This is a genomic window from Bradyrhizobium sp. AZCC 1610, assembly GCF_036924515.1.
Classification (GTDB): domain Bacteria; phylum Pseudomonadota; class Alphaproteobacteria; order Rhizobiales; family Xanthobacteraceae; genus Bradyrhizobium.
The window spans coordinates 2,807,300-2,827,266 of sequence record NZ_JAZHRR010000001.1 but is presented as its reverse complement, the minus strand read 5'-3'; the positions used below and the strand labels follow the sequence as shown (position 1 = coordinate 2,827,266).

The 19,967-nt window shown below is 60.6% G+C and carries 23 protein-coding genes; 9 read left to right on the top strand and 14 right to left on the bottom strand.

The window, feature by feature from the left end; translation table 11 throughout:
• Positions 1-17 precede the first annotated feature (17 nt).
• Both V1279_RS13645 and V1279_RS13640 read right to left on the bottom strand, forming a co-directional pair.
• A complete protein-coding gene (locus V1279_RS13645; RefSeq protein ID WP_334436498.1) occupies positions 18-392 on the bottom strand; it encodes an MmcQ/YjbR family DNA-binding protein in 375 nt (124 codons plus the stop codon).
• A 120-nt stretch (positions 393-512) separates the two neighbouring features.
• Complete coding sequence (locus V1279_RS13640; RefSeq protein ID WP_334436496.1) at positions 513-1,031, bottom strand: DUF1993 domain-containing protein; 519 nt, start codon at positions 1,029-1,031, stop codon at positions 513-515.
• A 54-nt stretch (positions 1,032-1,085) separates the two neighbouring features.
• Here V1279_RS13640 and V1279_RS13635 point away from each other — a divergent pair, with 54 nt between their 5' ends.
• A complete protein-coding gene (locus V1279_RS13635; protein WP_334436494.1) occupies positions 1,086-1,259 on the top strand; it encodes a hypothetical protein in 174 nt (57 codons plus the stop codon).
• A gap of 103 nt (positions 1,260-1,362) precedes the next feature.
• Positions 1,363-1,818: an HNH endonuclease gene (locus V1279_RS13630; RefSeq protein ID WP_334436491.1), complete on the top strand. Its 456-nt coding sequence runs from the start codon at positions 1,363-1,365 to the stop codon at positions 1,816-1,818.
• Positions 1,819-1,901: 83 nt separating this feature from the next.
• Here the strand turns inward: V1279_RS13630 and V1279_RS13625 are convergent, their stop codons facing one another.
• The 6 genes from V1279_RS13625 to V1279_RS13600 form a co-directional block, all read right to left on the bottom strand.
• Positions 1,902-2,849 (bottom strand): lysozyme inhibitor LprI family protein, encoded by a 948-nt coding sequence (locus V1279_RS13625; RefSeq protein ID WP_334436488.1) that lies wholly within the window; start codon positions 2,847-2,849, stop codon positions 1,902-1,904.
• 35 nt (positions 2,850-2,884) lie between these two features.
• Entirely contained in the window at positions 2,885-3,166 is a 282-nt protein-coding gene (locus V1279_RS13620; protein ID WP_212424302.1) for a helix-turn-helix domain-containing protein, read from the bottom strand.
• Positions 3,163-3,381 (bottom strand): type II toxin-antitoxin system RelE/ParE family toxin, encoded by a 219-nt coding sequence (locus V1279_RS13615; protein ID WP_334436481.1) that lies wholly within the window; start codon positions 3,379-3,381, stop codon positions 3,163-3,165. Before V1279_RS13615 ends, V1279_RS13620 begins: the two co-directional genes overlap by 4 nt.
• Before the next feature lie 270 nt (positions 3,382-3,651).
• The gene (locus V1279_RS13610; protein WP_334436478.1) at positions 3,652-4,713 is read right to left on the bottom strand and encodes a ketopantoate reductase family protein; all 1,062 of its coding nucleotides are present in this window, start codon (positions 4,711-4,713) and stop codon (positions 3,652-3,654) included.
• 149 nt (positions 4,714-4,862) lie between these two features.
• Positions 4,863-5,852 (bottom strand): alpha/beta hydrolase, encoded by a 990-nt coding sequence (locus V1279_RS13605; protein WP_334436476.1) that lies wholly within the window; start codon positions 5,850-5,852, stop codon positions 4,863-4,865.
• Between the two features lie 189 nt (positions 5,853-6,041).
• Positions 6,042-7,445 carry an MFS transporter gene (locus tag V1279_RS13600; RefSeq protein WP_334436474.1) on the bottom strand — a complete coding sequence of 468 codons (1,404 nt, stop codon included), beginning with the start codon at positions 7,443-7,445 and terminating at the stop codon, positions 6,042-6,044.
• A 98-nt stretch (positions 7,446-7,543) separates the two neighbouring features.
• Between V1279_RS13600 and V1279_RS13595 the strand changes: the two genes are divergently transcribed.
• Positions 7,544-8,185 carry a helix-turn-helix transcriptional regulator gene (locus V1279_RS13595; RefSeq protein WP_334436472.1) on the top strand — a complete coding sequence of 214 codons (642 nt, stop codon included), beginning with the start codon at positions 7,544-7,546 and terminating at the stop codon, positions 8,183-8,185.
• A 42-nt stretch (positions 8,186-8,227) separates the two neighbouring features.
• Here V1279_RS13595 and V1279_RS13590 read toward each other — a convergent pair whose 3' ends face one another.
• The gene (locus V1279_RS13590) at positions 8,228-9,127 is read right to left on the bottom strand and encodes a DMT family transporter (protein WP_334436469.1); all 900 of its coding nucleotides are present in this window, start codon (positions 9,125-9,127) and stop codon (positions 8,228-8,230) included.
• Between the two features lie 744 nt (positions 9,128-9,871).
• Between V1279_RS13590 and V1279_RS13585 the strand changes: the two genes are divergently transcribed.
• The 3 genes from V1279_RS13585 (at position 9,872) to V1279_RS13575 (ending at position 14,857) form a co-directional block, all read left to right on the top strand.
• Entirely contained in the window at positions 9,872-13,597 is a 3,726-nt protein-coding gene (locus V1279_RS13585) for a vitamin B12-dependent ribonucleotide reductase (protein WP_334436466.1), read from the top strand.
• A 262-nt stretch (positions 13,598-13,859) separates the two neighbouring features.
• Positions 13,860-14,426, top strand: coding sequence for a hypothetical protein (locus V1279_RS13580; RefSeq protein WP_334436463.1), 567 nt, complete (start codon positions 13,860-13,862; stop codon positions 14,424-14,426).
• Positions 14,427-14,629: 203 nt separating this feature from the next.
• Positions 14,630-14,857 (top strand): hypothetical protein, encoded by a 228-nt coding sequence (locus V1279_RS13575; RefSeq protein WP_334436460.1) that lies wholly within the window; start codon positions 14,630-14,632, stop codon positions 14,855-14,857.
• A 282-nt stretch (positions 14,858-15,139) separates the two neighbouring features.
• On the opposite strand, the gene V1279_RS13570 is transcribed toward V1279_RS13575, so the two are convergent.
• Together V1279_RS13570 and V1279_RS13565 are read right to left on the bottom strand one after the other, a co-directional pair.
• Entirely contained in the window at positions 15,140-15,400 is a 261-nt protein-coding gene (locus V1279_RS13570) for a PepSY domain-containing protein (RefSeq protein WP_334436457.1), read from the bottom strand.
• A 227-nt stretch (positions 15,401-15,627) separates the two neighbouring features.
• On the bottom strand, positions 15,628-15,795 hold the full coding sequence (locus V1279_RS13565) for a hypothetical protein (RefSeq protein ID WP_334436453.1): 168 nt from the start codon (positions 15,793-15,795) through the stop codon (positions 15,628-15,630).
• A 176-nt stretch (positions 15,796-15,971) separates the two neighbouring features.
• On the opposite strand from V1279_RS13565, the gene V1279_RS13560 reads away from it, so the two are divergent.
• Entirely contained in the window at positions 15,972-16,334 is a 363-nt protein-coding gene (locus V1279_RS13560; protein ID WP_334436450.1) for a hypothetical protein, read from the top strand.
• Positions 16,335-16,474: 140 nt separating this feature from the next.
• Here the strand turns inward: V1279_RS13560 and V1279_RS13555 are convergent, their stop codons facing one another.
• Entirely contained in the window at positions 16,475-16,732 is a 258-nt protein-coding gene (locus V1279_RS13555; protein ID WP_334436447.1) for a tripartite tricarboxylate transporter substrate-binding protein, read from the bottom strand.
• Between the two features lie 152 nt (positions 16,733-16,884).
• Entirely contained in the window at positions 16,885-17,475 is a 591-nt protein-coding gene (locus tag V1279_RS13550; RefSeq protein ID WP_334436444.1) for a hypothetical protein, read from the bottom strand.
• A gap of 450 nt (positions 17,476-17,925) precedes the next feature.
• Here V1279_RS13550 and V1279_RS13545 point away from each other — a divergent pair, with 450 nt between their 5' ends.
• Entirely contained in the window at positions 17,926-18,726 is an 801-nt protein-coding gene (locus V1279_RS13545; RefSeq protein WP_334436442.1) for a transglycosylase SLT domain-containing protein, read from the top strand.
• A 566-nt stretch (positions 18,727-19,292) separates the two neighbouring features.
• On the opposite strand, the gene V1279_RS13540 is transcribed toward V1279_RS13545, so the two are convergent.
• A complete protein-coding gene (locus V1279_RS13540) occupies positions 19,293-19,646 on the bottom strand; it encodes a Bug family tripartite tricarboxylate transporter substrate binding protein (protein WP_334436440.1) in 354 nt (117 codons plus the stop codon).
• A 142-nt stretch (positions 19,647-19,788) separates the two neighbouring features.
• Between V1279_RS13540 and V1279_RS13535 the strand changes: the two genes are divergently transcribed.
• Positions 19,789-19,947: a DUF3096 domain-containing protein gene (locus tag V1279_RS13535; protein ID WP_334436438.1), complete on the top strand. Its 159-nt coding sequence runs from the start codon at positions 19,789-19,791 to the stop codon at positions 19,945-19,947.
• Positions 19,948-19,967 lie beyond the last annotated feature (20 nt).

The following is a 19,967-nucleotide window of genomic DNA, read 5'->3' as shown; positions in this document are numbered from 1 at the left end:
GAAGTGGTGTTACCTTTTCACGCTTGCGGCACAGGCATTGCCAGCCCGAGCTCAAGCCGTCTCTTCTTTGACAAGCCCTGCGAGACGATAGAGTGAGACTGCCGGATGTAGTCGCCCAGCGCGGCATCTGATAGCCCGGGCTTTGCGAAGTGCTGGATCCATTTCATGCCGCGCGATGCGAGGTACGGCGCAGGACGCAAGCCCGGCTGATCCTTGAGCATCTCATAAGCAATGTCGCTCACTTTGAAGGTGACGCTCGGCTCGTTATGCTTCCCGCTGGCGATCGCAAAGACTTTGCCACCGACCTTCCAGACATGCGACCCGCCCCACTGGATCACATGCGTGGTCGCAGGGAGCTTCCGGCAGAATGCATTGAATTTTCCGCGGGTCATCTTGTTGCGTTTCACCCAATCGGCCGCGCGTCGGACCTCTCATCGAGCGCCCGGCGCTCGCGGAGCATAATCAGGACGGCGTGGTCGGCGTGGCAAGGCTTTCGCATAGCAAGCCATATCTCACGATATTCTCATCGGAATGGTACCGAGGAAATCGCGCTTGCCAACTTCGACACCGCAGTGACGGAGGATGTCGTAGGCGGTGGTGACATGAAAGTAGAAATTTGGCACCGCAAAGTGGTTGAGATAGTCCGCACCTCTCATGTGACCCATATTCTTCGGACCGAGCGGGAAAGTGATCTCGCGGTCGGCCGACTCGTCGATCTTCCTGGCGTCGAGCGTCTTCACAAAGGTGACCGTCTTGACGATGCGCGCCTTGAGCTCGGCGATTGTCTTCTCGTTATCCTCATACCTGGGCGGGTCGATGCCGGCGAGCCGTGCGCCGCCGTTCTTGGCCTGGTCACAGGCGCTCTGCACCTGCAGAGTGAATGCGAACATATCGGGGAAGAGACGCGCGCTGAGCAGCGTCGCGGGATCGATCGACCTGGCCGCAGCATATGTCTCAGCCTTGTCGAGAATCGCCGAGAGTGCATTGAGGCCAATCTCGAATACCGGAATTGATGCGTTCGACATCGACATGACGGGATCCTCCATCGTTGATGAATCAGACAGGTCATCAGGACCGGACGGCAGTTGGCCGACGAAGTGAAGAAGCGCCGTCCCGCCGTCAAGGTGTTGCATACGTTAGGCTATACCGACAACGCGATTCTGCATCAGGGCCGCCTCGATCCCGGCGCGCTGCTCTTGACCAAGCTTTTTCGAAAGTCCCAACTGGCCAACTTGATCCGCCGCGCGCTGGCGGGATGAACAAGGCGCAAGCCCCTGCTCTTGCGCCGTCGTTTTCGATTCCGACTTGATGTATAAGGGATGAGACGTTGGACGACGGGATTCTGGGGAAGAGCCAAGGCTAATGGCCGACGTGACCTACAAGCGCTGCTATTTCGACTGGGGCGGACGATGCGCGTACTGCGACGTTGGACTCCCCCGGATAAAGTGGGATGGCAAGGTCAAGGCCAGCATCGACCATTTCATCCCGCTCTCAAAGGGAGGTCAAAATAGCAGGGCCAACCGCGTGCTCTCCTGCTACCCCTGCAATCTCGCCAAGGACGACACCGACCCGCGCGAAACGAATCAATGGCCCCACATCGAACAGCGGCTTGCCGAAATCGCCGCTTCGCGACCCCTCAGTCACGGGCAGCTCAAACGGCTCCTGCCCGAATTGGTGAAACAAGTTTACGTCCAGGCGCCGGTTGTGCTTTCCCCCGATGAGCGCGAAGCGATTGCCCGCTCCAAGGCCGCTGCTGAGCGCGGTGAATTCGCAACCGACGAACAGGTGCGGGCCGTATGGGCCAAGCACGGCCTATGAGGCTGCGCTATACGCTTCCCGCGCTCGCCGACCTCACATCGATTCTGGATTACATCGTCCGCAACGCGGCGCGCATTTTGAAGTCACATGTCTCCTTCTTCTCGCTCTAACCACCAGTGAAGCCTGTTCACCCGCTCACGCGTGACCTCAGCCTTTGAAGCGGCCCAGATCAACGGAAACATAGAACCACCTTCGACTAGTGACGCATGCAGTGTGGCTTCGGAATCGGCATAGGCGTCCCATGCCGCCTGGCTGGCCGCCAGTTTCTTCTCGTCGAGTTCGCCACGAGCCCGGATTTCCACGAGCGCCTCTTCCATTTCACGCACCACAACGTCTAAATCCTCACCAGCAGCCATGTTCATGGCCATTTGGGTTCGTGGCACATCTCCCTTGGTCTCACCGATCAGAATCCAATCCGTCGCTGAGAGAAAATCCCGCGTCGACGTGAGAAATTCTGCGATTTCCTCCACCGCGTAAGGCCGCTCTTTCGGCATCTCGTGCGTCACAATGTGCCGAACTTCGAAAATTCTCTTGATGACCGAGAGAGTACGTTCAGCCTCGCCGAGAATCGGCGGCAAGGACTGAGTATTCTGATCTTCAGTCCAACGCTCTCGGGACTCGGGAAGCTTTTTTCTGAAACCTGGAAATAAAGTTTCGTAAGTTGATACAACGTGATCCAAACTTGAGACAGGAAGCGAGTGGGCGATAATGTCGCCAAGGGTCACAAGCTTGCCGTGCAAGCTCTTGAGAAGAGAAAAATCAAGCTTGAAATTCTTCGCTAGCGGCTCTGTTCGATCTGCGTATTTGGGGTCGGAGTCGATAGCCTGTCGGACCGTTTCACGAACGTAGACTTCCATGATCGTGGAAAGTCTCATGGGTACAAAATCGGTGAAGTCTTCCGCTTGTCTTTCGTGCGTGTTCCACGCCCGCGCTAGGTCATCGACGCGCTCCAGGAGCTCAGCTCCAATCCTCGATCGGCCTCTTCTTCGCTTCCATGCGATGATCTGATCCGTGGCAGAGCGCTTTATCATTATCTTGTCCAATGCGTGCGTGGGCAAATGCCGCATCAAGCCGCCGATAGACGCACGTGGAACTTGCTGCCGGTTGCCTCGGCATAGCGCAGCAGCGTCTTCGTGCTCGGTAGCGTTTGACCGCTTTCAAGTCGGGCGATCGTGGATTGGCTGGTCCCCATCCGGGCAGCCAGTTCGGCTTGAGAGAGACCTGCGCGCAGGCGGGCCCTGAGCAACTCGGCAGCAATCTCGAACTCTGGAGCGAGTGCGTCGTACTCCGCTTTGACTTTCGGATTTGCCAGTAGACGAGCTTTGAGCTTTTCGAATGGAATTGTCATGTGACCTCCTTTGCTCGCTGAAGCGCGAGCTCGATCTCGGAGCGTGGCGTCTTTTGCGTCTTCTTCACGAAAGCACGAACAACGACCACCCTTCGGCCACGGGCTGTGACATAAAGCGTGCGAGCAATTCCGTCGCGGCCTGTCAGCCGTAATTCCCACAGCTTCCCTTCGAGATGCTTGACGTGCGGCTCGCTTAGGCTTTCCAGTCCAGCCAAGGTGATGCGCTCCGCGAGTCGCAGAAACCGCGCCTGCATATCGGTCGGAAGGCAGCGATTTCCGCGGCGACCGTTTCGTTAAGGATTTCTACCCGCCAAGCCACGAGCACTCATATCTCATTTCTGAGATACGATCAAGGGTGGCGAGGAGCTGTCCGGCGGCTCAGCTCGCGATGCTGGGCACGGCCGCAGATGCTACAGCATTTCGTCGTAGCTCCACGGCGGAGCAATCGATCCGCCGTGGCGCCAACTGCGCTTACGCGCACGTCACTACAAGCCCGAACCGCCCGCCACGATCTTCTCGTTCAGTTTCTGATCGACGATCTGCACCGTGCGGTCGATCTCGGCGCTGGGCGCGCCAAGCTGATGGGAAATCAACTTCACCAGCAGGTCAACCCGCTCGATGAAGGGCGCTCCGGCGGCAACCGCACGGGCCGCCGACGACGGCTTGAGAAGGCTTTGCGCCGCCTTGGCATATTTCTCGAAAGGCACCTGATCCTGCGCCTCGGCGCCCAGCCGCCGGGCGATGCCGTCGACATGGTCATAGATCGATTGCGAGAGTTCTAGATCGCTGTGCACGGCATCGCGGATCGACTGCGGCTCGTGCGGCGTGATGCAGCGGTAATTCCCGGTCAGCAGCATCGACCATTTGGCCAAGGGCACGAACAGCGAATCGAACACTTTGAGCTTCACCGGAACGTCATGGCCATCCAGCTTCACCGCGTCGATGTCTGCTTCGAGCTCGCGAAGCAGCTTGTTGTGCGCCTCGTCTTCAAAGGCCGCGGCCTTGAAGTTTGTCGGCAGGCCGACATGAAGCACGTTCGCGGCCTCTTCCGGCGGGCGGAAGGCCTGCGGATCGGGCGAACAGAGCGACACCAGTCCCGGCTTGAACCGCTCCCATACCAGCGCATTGGTATAGGCCTCCTCCAGATCCATGTCCGCCAGTGCCGGGATCCGTTTGAGATAGGGCAAGGGCGGCATGTTCATGATCGAAAGACAAGGCAGTTTTGCCTCGGCGATTTTGATCATCAGAACCCGGATCGTATGGTTGGTGTATTGCGGCTCCTGCATCGCAAGACCCACCAGATCGTAGCCGGAAAGGTCGACCTCGGCGGGCGTTGTGGCGTCCAGTTTGCCGGGCAGATCGCGCGAGAAGATCGCACGGTGCACCGCCTCGTCACGCAGCTTGATGCGAACCTCGGTGCCGTCGCGATTGATGAGGTCGGCCGTCTTCTTCCGGCAAACCAGGGTCACGTTGTGACTTGCCATCAAAAGCTTCGTCGCCAGCAATGAGCCATACGAGGCCCCAAGGATCAGAATATTGCGCGCCATGCTCTCTCTTTTCACAGGTGATGCCAGAATTGTCTCGAACGCCCCGACCCCAGCGAGGCCGAAAATTTCGCCCGTGGCATACAACGAATTGATAGGCGTTACAATCACATAGGAGCCCGCAATTTCATCCTCCGCGGACGACGACGATCTCACTTCGACCGGGCTGTCAGGAATGCAACCGATCGCTCCAGCGCGAGCCGGCCTGCGTCCGTTGTAAGCAATAGCTGATATTCGTGGTCCAGCGGCGGGTCGTAGTCATCGCGAAAGAAGAGGGTATCCACCTCGACGCCTTTGACCCGGAGCGCGTTGGCGAGCGCCACCGACTGCGGTGCGAGCGGATCGGCGTTGCCGACGGAGATGAAGGTCGGCGGATAGACGGCCGTGACATGCGGTGTCACTGACATCTGTCGGACACGCGCATCGCGCGGATCGCGCGTGCCGATATAGGACCAGATCACGGTGCGCATGAAATCGGCAAAGGAGCCCTCGAAATTCAGCGAGGTCGGATCGTAGGGACCGCAGAAGAGCACGAGCCCTCGCAGGGACTCCCGCGACATTCCTGGCTCAACCCCAATGCGGCGCGCATAGTCTGGATCGGAGATGACCAGCGCGGACTGCGCAGCGATCTGGGCGCCCGCTGAATCGCCGGCGAGGAATATGCGCTGCGGGTCGATGTTGAAGCGTTGCGCATTGGCAATGATATATGCAAGCGCGGTATTGGCCTGCCGCACGGGTGTGGGAAAGCGCGCCGTTGGCGCGAGCGTGTAGTCGATGGCGAACGTCACGAAGCCGCGCGCGGCGAGAATTTGCAGATAGTTGGATAGGTCCGAGCGCGAGCCGGCAACGAAGCCGCCGCCATGTACCCATACGACTGCGGGAACGGGGGTATGTACGTTGGCGGGGGTGAAAACGTCGAACAAAGCGTCGCGATTGCCGGGCGCATAGCTCAGATCGCGCTGCATCGAAACGCCTTTTGGCACGAGCGGGGCGATCGAGTCCGCCGCGGCGATTGCGCCCCTGTGAAAGGCGTAGCGGATCATCAGCGCGGAAGGCCACGGGCTGATCTGGAATGCAACATAAGCGCCGGTACCGATGACGACGACCGCGCCGACGAGGACAAGCACGAGCTTCCTGAGCATCGCGAGCCTCCCTTTCCATTTGCATCCCACAATAGCGCCAGTCATGTGCAGGTGCACGAGGGCCTGGAATATTCGGCTTGGTCCAATGGTCTAGGCAGCTACGACCTTGTCGCCAGCACCACGCCCGCCAGCGTGAACACCAGCGCCACGATTTGCGTCAGCCCGAGCGGCTCGCCCAGCGAAACAACCTCAGAGCTTCCGCAGGTGGCGCAAGCGCAAGCTCGCCAAGCAGGCGATGGCCGCCGGCACGACGAAGCTTGCCGGTACCCAGAACGCCACTTGCATCATGCTTTCATCCGTGGCCCCGGCGGAGAAACCACTCGCATTTGCAACCAGACCCGCAAGCGCCGCGCCCAGGGCAAACCCGGTCTGCTGGACAGTGGGGACCGAGGAGGCCGCAACGACCTCATCACCCGCTTTGGCGCCGCTCATGATCCGGTGGGCGACAAAGGGCCAACATTGGCCGATGCCCATCCCCAGTGCGACAATGGCCGGGACCAAGGCCAGCGTCGCCGCAGAGCTTGGGAGCAGCGACGCGATAGCCATTAGGCCGATACCCATCATCGCCGGTCCGGCCAGCATGAGTCGGTCTGGCCACGACCCGGATGCGCCAGCAGTGACAAGGGACGCGATCGTCCATCCCAGCGAACCGCTTGCAACCATGAAACCGGCCGCCAGTGGATCAAGCCCGCGCAAGTGCTGCAGGAAGATGGGCACGTATATCTGCAACGGGCTGAAAGTGATGCAAAGCAGCAGTGCCAGCCACAACCCTACGCCGGTTGGCGTGTACAATGAAAACGCATCGCTCGGCAGCAGCGGCGCCGCCGCGACACGATCAAGCCGCAGCATCACCACCAGCGCTCCAATCGCAAGGACGATCAGACTGGCTTTAGCAAACGATGATTCGACGATCGAGGCTGAAGACATCCCGGCGATTGCGAGCCAGATCAATGCGACGCGTCCGGCCGGCAGGCCTGCAGCGGGCGTCCGGCGTTCCGACGCACCCGGCGGCAGGATGACATAGGCGCTCACGGCCAATATGCCGGCGACGATCGCGGTCGCGACGAACGCGCCGCGCCAATTGCCGAAGCGGGCGAACATTCCGCCGACCAGCGGCCCCAGCAAGACCGACATGCTCCAACTGGTCGACATCAATGCAATCGTCCGTGACCAGACTGCTTCCGGGAAAGTCGCTCGCACCGCGACATAGGCTGCGGCCGCCTCCAAACCACCGCCGAATCCTTGTACTAGCCGGCCGACGACGATCCAGCCCATTGTTGGCGCGAGCGAGCAAAGCAACGCCCCGAGACCGAATGTCGTTACCCCGGCGCAGTAGGCTGCCCGGGGACCGACCGCAGCCGCGAGCATGCCAGCACAGCTCGCTGCGACAATGGATGACGCAAGAAATGCGGTTGTCGGCCAACTCAACATGGCGACGCCGCCCAGTTCACCGACGATCGACGGCAGCACGGTCGTCAGCATCAGAACATTCATCGATTGAAGCAGCACGCCGCCCAGCAGGATCCCGAGCGTCGGTATCCACTCCCATTTGAGGAGCGATCGCCATCCCTCGCGCCCCGGGTTCTGCCGCATGCCTGTTTGCTTCCCTTCGGGGACTCGCGCGCCGGGATTGCCAGCTATCGGCGTCCGGGTTATTTTAGATAGTAATCGCTTTCTAAATCAAGGACCTCATGACTCAAGACGAAGATCGCAGTCAGGATCGCATCCTGTTTCACCTGAAGACCCGCGGATCGCAGACCGCCGCCGATGTTGGGTCACGCCTCGACATGACCTCGGCCGGTGCGCGTCAGCATCTCGTCAAGCTCGAAACGGCAGGTCTGGTGGAAAGCGAGGACCGGCGCGAAGGGCGGGGACGGCCAAGGAAATACTGGCGGCTGGCGCCGCGAGGTCACGAACGGTTCCCCGACCGTCATTCCGATCTAACCCTAGATCTGTTGCGGTCCATGCGCGACGTCTTTGGGGAGCGCGGATTGGAACAGCTGATCGAGCACCGCGAACATGCGAGCATTGTAGATTACCGCAAGCTCGTCGGAGAGCGACGCTCGCTTCAGCAAAAGCTGACCGCCCTCGCAGAAATTCGAAGCCGCGAGGGCTACATGGCGAGCGTCGCCAAAGACACGCGAGAAAGCTTTCTGTTCGTCGAGAACCACTGCCCGATTTGCGCGGCGGCGACAGCTTGCCAGGGTCTCTGTCGTTCTGAACTGGCGATCTTCCGCGCCGTGCTGGGGGCCGACGTCACCGTCGAGCGCATCGATCATATTCTCGCCGGTGCCCGTCGCTGCGCTTACCGGATCGGCAAGCGTCAGCAGTGACAAACTTGGGGCCGATGACCCTCGCCTTCCCCAAACTGGCGGCTAGGACCGCGTCGCCAGCACCACGCCCGCCAGCGTGAACACCAGCGCCACGATCTGCGTCAGCCCCAGCGGCTCGCCGAGCGCGACCGCGGATGCGACGACGCCGATCACCGGCACCGCCATGGTGCCGATCGCCGCCACCGAGGCCGGCAGGCGGGCGAGCGCGGCAAACCAGCTGACATAGGCGATGCAGAACTGGATCACGGTCGAATAGACCAAAAGCCACCAGCCGAGTTGCGTCACCTTTTCGATGTGCGTGGTCTCGATGGCGAAACCGATGATGACGATCGGGAAACATCCCAGCCCGATCTGCCAGGCCGCGGCCGGGATCGGCGGCAGCGGCACCGGCAGCTTCTTCGCCAGCACCGTGCCGAGCGCAAAGCCGAGCGCGCCGCCGAGCGCCATCACCATGCCCGGCAGTTTTGCAGCCGTCGCGCTAAAACCGTTGCCGCCCATGATGGCGGCAAGTCCGGCGAACGCCATCACCAGCGCGATCGTGCGCAAAATGGTCGGCCGTTCGCCGAGCACCGGCCAGGCCAGCAGCGAGGCCCATACCGGCATGGTATAGGCGATCAGCGCGGCCTCGCTGGCCGGCAGCCACAACAGCGCCAGCCCCATCAGCACCATCCAGCCCGTGACGTTGAGCAGCGCCGCCAGCATCAGCCGCGGCCACAAATGCCGCTCGACCTTCAGGCTCTGGGAGCGCGCCAGCGCCAGCACGGCCAGCAGCGCAGCGCCGATCACGCCGGTCGTGCCGCGCAAAGTCAGTGGCGGCAGCTCGCTCAGGAGATATTTTGTGACGGGCCAATTAAAGCCCCAGCCCACCGAGGTAATGGCGAGGAACATCAGGCCTGCGGGCGCGATCCGCGAAGGCGCGCTGGGCGGTTTTGAGTCTGTCATGGAGCCCGGCAAGGGATGGAATCAGCGGCCACCATGGCGTGTATCCGGCCCTCCGACCACGGGTGCGCGGACATGCCAGACCTCCCCTGCCCGTAGCCATAGGGGTGCGCGTTCCGTAGCCCTACGTGAGTCTCGTGAACGCAATCCCGAATGGCGAAAAAATACCTGCCCTGTGAACAGCGGGACGAAGCCGATTTCCACACGTCGGAACAAATTTTTTGTCTTGGGAATCCCTGAGGACTCACTGATACTTGGCGCCATCACAGGGGCGGCACCACCCCCTGTTATCCCTCACTTTCCACCATATTTAGTATTTGATTCAGGAACTCGTACTAGTCCTTGACGGGCGCGACGGGTTTGGCCTAGCCTTCTTCCTGGACGGCGCGAGTTAAGTTTTGGGTCCCGCCGGACGCTCCCAATGGGTTCCTGAACGAGCACTCCGTCGGCCGGTCGAGGCACGGATCGAGGGCTTGTCTGCCTTGAAACGGGGGCGATCGGCGCACCGAAGAACGAGCCGAATGGCTCAGGTGACGAGTTGCGGCGTTGAGTTGGAGGGGTTGGCCCCGCCGGCAGGCGGGACGAGCCTTGGGGTGGCGAAGACAGAAAACAGGGCCGGGTCCACCGGTAGAGCTTGCGGATCTCAGGCCCAAGGTTGTCTTCAACCTTGGTGCCGAAGGTTCGCTCACTGACAACATCCGGCAACCGCGGCAAATGCGGACCGGTCAAGAAGACGGGGCACGACCTATGCGAATCGAACGGCGCAACACCACTTCCGGCCAGTCACCCTACGCGGGGATTGATTTCAGATTGACGACATCGGAGATCCGCAATCCCGATGGTTCGATCGTGTTCCGGCTCGAAAATGTCGAAGTGCCCCAGTTCTGGTCGCAGGTCGCCTCCGACGTCCTCGCCCAGAAGTACTTCCGCAAAGCGGGCGTTGCCGCGCGCCTGAAGAAGGTCGAGGAAGAGACCGTGCCGTCCTGGCTGTGGCGCTCGGTGCCCGACACCGAGGCGCTGGCCCTCCTCCCCGAAAGCGAGCGCTTTGTCAGCGAGCTCAGCGCAAAACAGGTATTCGACCGCCTCGCCGGCTGCTGGACCTATTGGGGCTGGAAGGGCAGCTACTTCACGACGGAAGAAGACGCGCAGGCGTTCTTCGACGAGCTGCGCTTCATGCTGGCCAAGCAGATGGTCGCGCCGAACTCGCCGCAGTGGTTCAACACCGGCCTGCACTGGGCCTACGGCGTCGATGGCCCCGGCCAAGGCCACTATTACGTCGACTGGAAGACCGGCAAACTCACAAAATCCAAGTCGGCCTACGAGCATCCGCAGCCGCACGCCTGCTTCATCCAGGGCATCGAGGACGACCTCGTCAACGAGGGCGGCATCATGGACCTCTGGGTGCGCGAAGCGCGCCTGTTCAAATACGGCTCCGGCACCGGCTCGAACTTCTCGCGCCTGCGCGGCGAAGGCGAGCGCCTGTCAGGCGGCGGCCGCTCAAGCGGCCTGATGAGCTTTCTCAAGATCGGCGACCGCGCCGCGGGCGCGATCAAGAGTGGCGGCACCACGCGCCGCGCGGCCAAGATGGTCGTGGTCGACGCCGACCACCCCGATATCGAGACCTATATCGACTGGAAGGTGAAGGAGGAGCAGAAGGTCGCCGCTCTCGTCACCGGCTCCAAGATCAACCAGAAGCACCTCAAGGCGGTCCTGAAGGCCTGCGTCAATTGCGAGGGCTCCGGCGACGACTGCTTCGACCCCGAAAAGAACCCTGCCCTGCGCCGCGAGATCAAGCTGGCGCGCCGTGCGCTGGTGTCCGACAACGTCATCAAGCGCGTGATCCAGTTCGCCAAGCAGGGCTACAAGGAGATCGACTTCCCGACCTACGACACCGACTGGGATTCGGAGGCCTACCTCACGGTATCCGGCCAGAACTCCAACAACTCGGTGTCGCTGAAGGACGATTTCCTTCGCGCCGTGGAAACCGACGGCGACTGGAATCTGATCGGCCGCACCAACAAGAAAATTACAAAAACGCTGAAGGCGCGCGAGCTTTGGGAAAAAATCGGCCACGCCGCCTGGGCCTCGGCCGATCCCGGCCTGCACTTCAACACCACCATGAACGACTGGCACACCTGCAAGGCGTCCGGCGAAATCCGCGCGTCCAATCCGTGCTCGGAATACATGTTCCTGGACGACACGGCGTGCAACCTCGCCTCCGCCAACCTCCTCACCTTCTATTCGACCACCACAAAACGGTTCGACGTCGAATCCTACGAGCACCTGTGCCGGCTCTGGACCATCGTGCTGGAAATCTCCGTCATGATGGCGCAGTTCCCCTCGAAGGCGATTGCCGAACTCTCCTACGAGTTCCGCACGCTGGGCCTCGGCTTCGCCAACATCGGCGGCCTGCTGATGACCATGGGCCTGCCCTACGACTCCAAGGAAGGCCGCTCGCTGTGCGGCGCGCTGACTGCCGTGATGACCGGCGTGGCCTATGCCACCTCGGCCGAGATGGCGAAGGAGCTCGGCCCCTTCCCCGGCTACAAGAAGAACACCCAGCACATGCTGCGCGTGATCCGCAACCATCGCCGCGCGGCGCATGGCGAGAGTCGCGGCTATGAGGCGCTGGCGGTCAATCCGGTGCCGCTCGATCACGCCTCCTGCCCGCAGGCGGACGTCATCGCGCACGCCAAGGCGGCCTGGGACAAGGCGCTCGAACTCGGCGAGCTCAACGGCTACCGCAACGCGCAGACGACAGTGGTGGCGCCGACCGGCACCATCGGCCTCGTGATGGATTGCGACACCACCGGCATCGAGCCTGATTTCGCGCTGGTGAAGTTCAAGAAGCTCGCCGGCGGCGGCTACTGGAAGATCATCAACCAGGCGGTGCCGGTGGCGCTGCGGACGCTCGGCTACAGCGAGGCTGATATCGCGGAGATCGAGGCCTATGCCGTCGGCCACGGCTCGCTCTCCAATTCGCCCGGCATCAACGTCTCCACGCTGAAGGCCAAAGGCTTCACCGACGAAGCGCTGGCCAAGGTCGAGAAGGCGCTGCCGACCGCGTTCGACATCAAGTTCGCCTTCAACAAGTGGACCTTTGGCGAGGATTTCCTGCGCGAGACGCTCAACCTCGCACCGGAAGCGATCGCGGCCCCCGGCTTCGATTTGCTGGCAGCCGTCGGCTTCAGCAAGCGCGAGATCGAGGCCGCCAACGTGCACATCTGCGGCGCGATGACGGTCGAGGGAGCTCCCCACCTCAAGGCAGAACACTATGCGGTGTTCGACTGCGCCAACCCCTGCGGCAAGATCGGCAAGCGTTATCTGTCGGTCGAGAGCCATATCCGCATGATGGCGGCGTCGCAGCCGTTCATCTCGGGCGCGATCTCGAAGACCATCAACATGCCGAACGACGCCACCGTCGAGGATTGCAAGGCGGCGTATCTGTTGTCCTGGAAGCTCGCGCTGAAGGCCAACGCGCTCTACCGTGACGGCTCGAAGCTGAGCCAGCCCTTGAACTCGCAGCTCATCAGCGATGATGACGACGAGGAAGATGCGACCGAGGCGTATTACGACAAGCCGATGGCCGCGCGTACCGCGCAGGTGTCGGAAAAGATCGTTGAAAAACTGGTCGAGCGCATCGTGGTGATGCGCGAGCGCGAGAAGATGCCCGACCGCCGCAAGGGCTACACCCAGAAGGCGGTGGTCGGCGGCCACAAGGTCTACTTGCGCACCGGCGAGTATGACGACGGCCGCATCGGCGAGATCTTCATCGACATGCACAAGGAAGGCGCCGCACTTCGCTCCTTCATCAACAACTTTGCCATCGCCGTTTCGCTCGGCCTGCAATACGGCGTGCCGCTGGAAGAGTATGTCGACGCCTTCACCTTCACCCGCTTCGAGCCGGCGGGCCCCGTGCAGGGCAACGACTCGATCAAGTATGCGACCTCGATCCTCGACTATGTGTTCCGCGAACTCGCGGTCAGCTACATGTCGCGCTTTGATCTCGCGCATGTCGATCCCAGCGAGTCCAACTTCGACGCCATGGGCAAAGGCGTCGAGGAAGGCAAGCAGCCGGAGCAGAGCAGCAAGTATCTCTCAAAAGGCCTGACCCGTTCGCGCACGGACAATCTGGTTGTGATGCGCGGCAGCGATGTCGACGCGCGTGGCTCCGGCAACGTCACCGCCATCGCCTCGCACGGCCCGAGCGCCCGCAACAGCGACACCGTCGAAGGCGCGGTCGCCCTGAAGCAGGAATCCCAGCACGACCTGTCGCCGACGGAAAAGCTGCAGTGGAGCAAGGCCGGCAGTACCGCACAGGCCATCGCCCCGAGCAAGGCCGAACGCCGCGCCGAAGCTAAAGCCAAAGGCTACGAAGGCGAGATGTGCGGCGAATGCGGCAACTTCACGCTGGTGCGGAACGGGACCTGCATGAAGTGCGATACGTGTGGGTCCACGACGGGGTGTAGTTGATAGCTGCCTACCGTTTGAAGATATCCCTCGACCCGCTGAACTCTTAATCATGGGGTCGAGGGCTAGAGTCTCTGGGCTCACTGTATGAAACCATATATTTTAGCTAGTTCGTCGAGGTATTGATCGAGATGTCTAGTGAACATGAAACCAAGCATGCAGGAGTGGCGCCGGCACCGGCTCGACCCGGGCCGAATGGTCATCCTCCAGTCAGACCCGCCCCATCTTCCCCTTCACGGCCGCCAAAAAAATAGTGCGGTTGGTGATGACAGAGGATCTTTCCGCGCCAAAATTCGACGCGCTGCGAAACGCTATCTATCATACGACGCGGAAGAACTATTACGACTCCATCAATCGCGCGCTCAATTTTCTTGTCATCATCCTTGGCGCTGGTGTCGCTGGAAAAGCGTCGGACCTGATTCACATTAAAGAGCTTTGGCTTGAGTTCAGCGTTCTTGTGTTTGCAACGCTTCAGCTAACTTTTGATTTTGGGTACAAGGCCAGAACTCACGAATTTCTCCAACGCAAGTACAACGAAATGCTCGCTGAATTTGAGTTGGAAGCTAAGCCTTCGCCTTCGAAGTGGAGAGCGAAGCTTTATACGATCGCGAGCGACGAACCCATGCCAATGCGCGCGTTGGATGCTTTAGCCTACAATGCAGCCGTAGATGCGACGATAAGCGACCCTTCAGCCAAGCAACTGCATCGATTGCGGGTACCTTATCTTCATCGATTGCTCAGACACTTCCTCGCGAGAGAGGGCTACGAATACAAATTGGAGAGCGAGGCCGCCACCAGATGGCGCAGATTCGCAGATAATTTTCGCGCCTAGGGGGCAGGATGGCAAAGAAGGTCAAGAAAGCGAAGAAGGTCAAATCAGCGATCAGGCGGGGGGTGAAAACGGCAAAAAAATCGGTCGCAAAGGCTCTTAAGAAAAGGCACCCCGGCGTGCGGCCTCCGCCCCGGTAAACTGTACCGCCGTAGAGCGCCGCCCTGAGCCACTTTATCAATCTCCACGAACGGAGTCGCGTCAGAATGAAATGGATGATCCTCATCGTCGCTTTGATCAGCGCGAGCGAAGCCAAAGCTCAGGGCACCGACAACCCGAGCAGGCAACCGGGATCAGGCAAGGTGATTACGACGAAGGATGACGGCCAAAACAAGGGGTCTACAGACCCCGTTCATCAAGGAGTAAGGCCTCCACCTTCTCCTTCTGTGACCTATACGCTGACACCGGCTAAAGGGAAGAAAAAGGCCGACTAGGTAATTTCGGACGATCTGAAGCCTGCCATCCCTGAGCGCCGGCCGTAACCCCGCGCCGGTCAATCCTATCAGCGCGTAGGGCGGATTAGCGAAGCGTAATCCGCCGCTCTCGCGAGAGGTCGGTGGGTTACGCTGCGCTAACCCACCCTACTCGCTGCGCTCATCCGGGCTACGCTCTGACCACAACTCAGACCCGCATGTCGCTCCCGCCTTCGCTCTTCGAGCCACGGCGAGCAAGTCGCTCATGCGGGCTACTCGCCGACGTCGGGGTGAAGAGCGCGACTACCATCCGCGATTCACGTAGCGCACCTCGCCAGTTCGCGAGTCGACATAGACCTCCATCCAGCGGCCGGTGCGGTCGCGGCCTTCGATCTCCCACTTGTCGCCATGGAACTCGGTGTGGGACACCGTCACGATGCCGAGATCGGTCGCGACGTCGAGCGCGATCTGCATTGAGATTTGACCACCGGAATCCTGGGCCATGGCAGGTGTCGCTGCGCCAAGCGCCAAAGCGGTGACGATTGGAAGAATGACATTTCGCATAGACTACTCCTGTCCGAACGCATTGAGCTGTTACACTGGTTAGAACAAGCGGCAGGGGCAATGTGTTCCGACACTGGAGATCCCGAAACAGCATGAAACTTCAGCAGTTGGGGCGATTTGGTGGCGGTTCCCACGCAGTGGTGCCCAACAGCAAGCGTAGGGCGGATTAGCGGGTAATCCGCCGTTCTCCGCGACCGAGTCGGTGGGTTATGCTCCGCTAACCCGCCCTACTCGCTGTAGTTCTTCAACATGCCCAAGCCTGTCAAATAGCCGGGACGCGGCCTCGGCGAAGCGCCGGTGCTCATGTCGGTCGCCACGATGCTGGACGCGATGATCTTCAGGGCGGTGCTGTCGTCGCACAGCGCGCGGGATCGGTGGAGCGAAGCGATATCCATGGATTGCGATTCATGATGGTATGAGTTTCGCGAAGCGCTCAACGATCCCACCAAGAGCGACCATCGAAGCGTAATCCCCCAACCGTGGCATGGCTGCGTAGTCGACATCCAGGCCGCTTGCATTCCACCCATGGTTGCGGTTGTATAGTCGCACGGGTGATCGGGGGAGCGAGAAATTGAAACAGATATTTGTCGCTGTGGACGCAATCGGCATCTTAGGTCTTCTTTTCGCCGTGCCACTTATAACCTGGACAAAGATGACGTTAGGTTCGGTCCTAACGATCGCCGGAGCGTACTTCAATCCTCTCCGCAACGCTGCTAATCCGCGCGGCGGCGAGGCGACAATAAAGCTAGGAAAATTTGAAATTACATTGTCAGGCGGCCTTCGGTTTGTGGTCGTAGTTGCAGGGCTAATACTGGTAATTGCGTCGGCAATAGAGTCCGTCGAGCCCGTCAAAACTGCCATCAACACCGAGATAGAAAAAAGGTTTCCGAACTCAAATGACGCTATCGACGCCACTTCGTTGGATAAGATTTGAAATCGCCGATAGAACACGACCAAACATGCAGCAAGCGTAGGGCGGATTAGTCGAAGACGTAATCCGCCGTTCTGCGCGACCGAGGCGGCGGGTTACGCTTGGCTAACCCGCCCTACTCACTATTCACTTACTTCATTCACTCACTTCGCCAGCCCGAGCGACTTCAGCGCCTTGCCGTTGTCCTCGTTGTCCGCGTTCATGAACGCCGCGAAGCCAGCCGAGTCCAGATAGATCATGTCGAAGCCGCGCCTGTTCATGAACTCCTTGAACTCCGCGCTGTCCCAGACCTTCTTGATCGCGGTCTCGTACTGCGTGGCAGTCTCCTTCGGCAGGCCCTTGGGCGCCGCAAAGCCGCGCCACACACCCTTGTGCCACTTGTAAATTAGGTGACAGTGCACTCAATTCCGGAAAGCCGGTAGCAAAGCCGCATGGTGTCCAACGGTGAATTGAATGCACTGTCACCGTAATAACCCCACTCGCTGTTCCGGCGTTTCAACCTTGCAGAGTCATCCGCCGTGCCCTGCCTCTGGCACGGTGGAGTTCGCGCGCGTTACCGTGCACTGCCCGTCGTAATCGGTTCCGAGTGTACCGGGATCATCAGGTGCTCGTTGGGTTTGCCGGGGAACATGACGTAGGGCTGCGTCGGGTCTTTGACATCCAGATCGCGCGGATAGGGACTGAGCATCTCACGTGCTGCGCCGCCGACGATCATCACATGCGGCCCGGTCTGGACCCAATGCTTGTGCGTGTGCCGTTCGGCATGATCATGATTGCTCGTGCCTGTGTCACCGTCCAGCATGAAAATGAGGCCAATCTTGTTCGGCGGAGTCTGTTTGGCCTGCAGAGCCTTGCGCCATTCCATGGCGTTCTCGTCATCGCATTCGGGCGTTCCGTCATTTCCGATAAAGCAAGTGAAACCGTTCGATCCGGTTTGGATCGTCTTGGAAGATCCATCCGGCTGCGGCATGGTGATGGTTGCATTGTTCACGACCGACGCCGGAGCGGCGGTCTTCACCTTGGCGATGTACGCTGGTTCGGTCTTCGGGATTTCCTCGGTGGGAAGAGCCGATGCCGATGTGGTGGTGAGGGCTGCCGAAGCGACGCAGAACCCAACCGACGCGAGAGCATAGAGCCTGTTCATGGCTTACCTCCTGTAGTGGGCAACCAGCATCAATTCTACACCCAAACCAAGTGGGTGCAGCCTTCAAAAAATATCTCAGGCGGATCTTCGGCGAGGTGCGGCCGATGCCAAGACGGGAGGAACGAGCTACCGTTGCCCTTGGGTTCCATTGCGAGACACGCACGCAGCATGGCGGCTCCGTCTGGCGTTGACCGTAGCCCTCGAACAGGTTGACCAACTCGTAGGGCGGATTAGCGCAGCGTAATCCGCCGCTCTCTCGCAATCCCAATTACGGTGACACTTAATTCCGGAAAGCCGGCAGCAAAGAGCCACATGGCGCCCAGCAGTGAATTGAATGCACTGTCACCGTAAATATCGCCCTCATGAACTCCGCGAAGTCAGCCGAATCCAGATAGAAGATCGTCAGCGCGACACGTTTCGTTATTGTGCCCTACTTGCCCCAAAAGACGCATGTCAAGAAAAAGCAAGAGCTTCCCACGCCTCCGCCGCTGGCGGCGCGGTGCACGGTGGGCGCGACGGAAGCTCGCGAGAGCACCGCGGGCGGCTCGGATCGTTGGCGTCGTGGCGATCCTGCTTGTGCTCGTCGCGCTGACGAACCTTGTCTATCACGTGATCCGCAAGCCGACTGAGCTGTTTGCCTTCGTTGGCGATGCGCTCGACAAGGAGCCGGCCGAGACGTGGCGGCAATACGGGCCGCTCTTCCGCGCCTATTCCACCAGTACGATCACGCCCGAATTGCTGGCCGCGCTGGCGCAGGTCGAGAGTTCAGGCAACCCGGTGGCGCGCACCTACTGGCGCTGGCGATTAAGCCTGAATCCTTTCGCGATTTACCAGCCCGCCTCCAGCGCCGTCGGCCTCTTCCAGATGACCGATGCGGCCTACGCCGAGGCCGCGCGGTCCTGTGTCCGAGAGAATGCGGTCACAAATACCGGCTGCGGGTGCACCAGCCTCACTATCCGCGCGATCCCGAGCCATGCCATTGAGCTCGCGTCCGTGTATCTGGCTCGCAATGTCGCGGCGGTTCTCGCCCGCGTCCCCGATGTGCCGGCAAGCCTGCAGCAGAAGCAGGATCTCGCCGCGTTTATCCATCTTTGCGGCGGGGGTCCCGCCACAGCCTTCGCGCGCCGCAACTTTCAAATGATGCCCGGCGAGCGGTGCGGCGATCATCTCGTCACAGCCTATATCGTCAGGGTCAATGCGATGAAGCGGCAGTTCAAGCGCCTAGCGGCCGATGGCAGGTTCCAGAATTAACCTGCAGAGCGCACATCAAGCTTAACGCGCGAGTTTGGTTGCTACACTACGCAAGCCGAATAGATTCCGATTACCGGACGATTTCCCCAAGTCATCCGGGTCCACGCCAGCGAAGCCGCCAGGCGAATTGCCCTCTGCCTGGCGGCTTAGTTTTCGGCTCTCGGCGGGTGTAGCTCAATGGTGGAGCGTTGGGTTCCAAGCCAAAGAGGCCGGTTCGATTTCGCGCTTTCCGCTCCTCATCCCCGAATGCGTTCAATGCGATTTATTCAGTGGGAGATGCTTATGCCTATGTCGCGCAAGCCCATTAGCGAAGTCGTTCTAGAGATCACTGACATCACCTCTCGACCTGTCATGGCAGAGAAACAACAAGCCGACAGCTACGCCCTCAAAGTAAAGGCAGCGATGACACGACTGAGCGAGAGCAAACGCTAGCCCGCAAGGACGATTAGCCGAAGGCGTGATCCGCCGTTCTGCGCGACCGAGTCGGCGGGTTACGCTTGGCTGCCCCGCCCTGCTCGCTGACACTGCCCCGGATTTCGCTTCGCTTCATCCGGGCTACGGGCCGCCTACTTTGCCAGCCCGAGCGACTTCAGCGCCTTGCCGTTGTCATCGTTGTCCGCCTTCATGAACTCCGCGAAGCCAGCCGAATCCAGATAGATCATGTCGAAGCCGCGCCGGTTCATGAACTCCTTGAACTCCGCGCTGTCCCAGATCTTCTTGATCGCGGTCTCGTACTGCGTGGCAATCTCCTTCGGCAGGCCCTTGGGCGCCGCAAAGCCGCGCCACACACCCTTGTGCCACTTGTGACCCGTCGCCTCCTCGGTGGTCGGCGCATCAGGGAAATTTGGCGCGCGCTTGGGCGAGAGGAACACGAGGCTGCGGATACGCCCCGTCTTGAGCCCGCCTTTGCAGACGGCCAACGGGAACTCGGCCCTGGGCAACTCTGGGAACGCCGCTGGTGCACTCGCCCGCTGCAGCTTGATGCGCCGGCCGGTCGGCGCCGGCGCATGGGCAGGTCACTGTCGATCGCGCAAGGGCCATCGAATCTGGTATAAACGCCGGATGCATCCCGATGCAGCCAGCCCCCTACTGCCGCTCGTCACCTTGGCCGCGGGCGTGTTTCTGCTGATGGCGCCCCGCATCGTCAGCTTCGCAGTGGCGCTCTATCTGATTGTCACCGGCCTTCTCGGCCTGAACGCGATCTACCACTTCTTCAGATAGGTCCGGCAGCGCGGGACCGA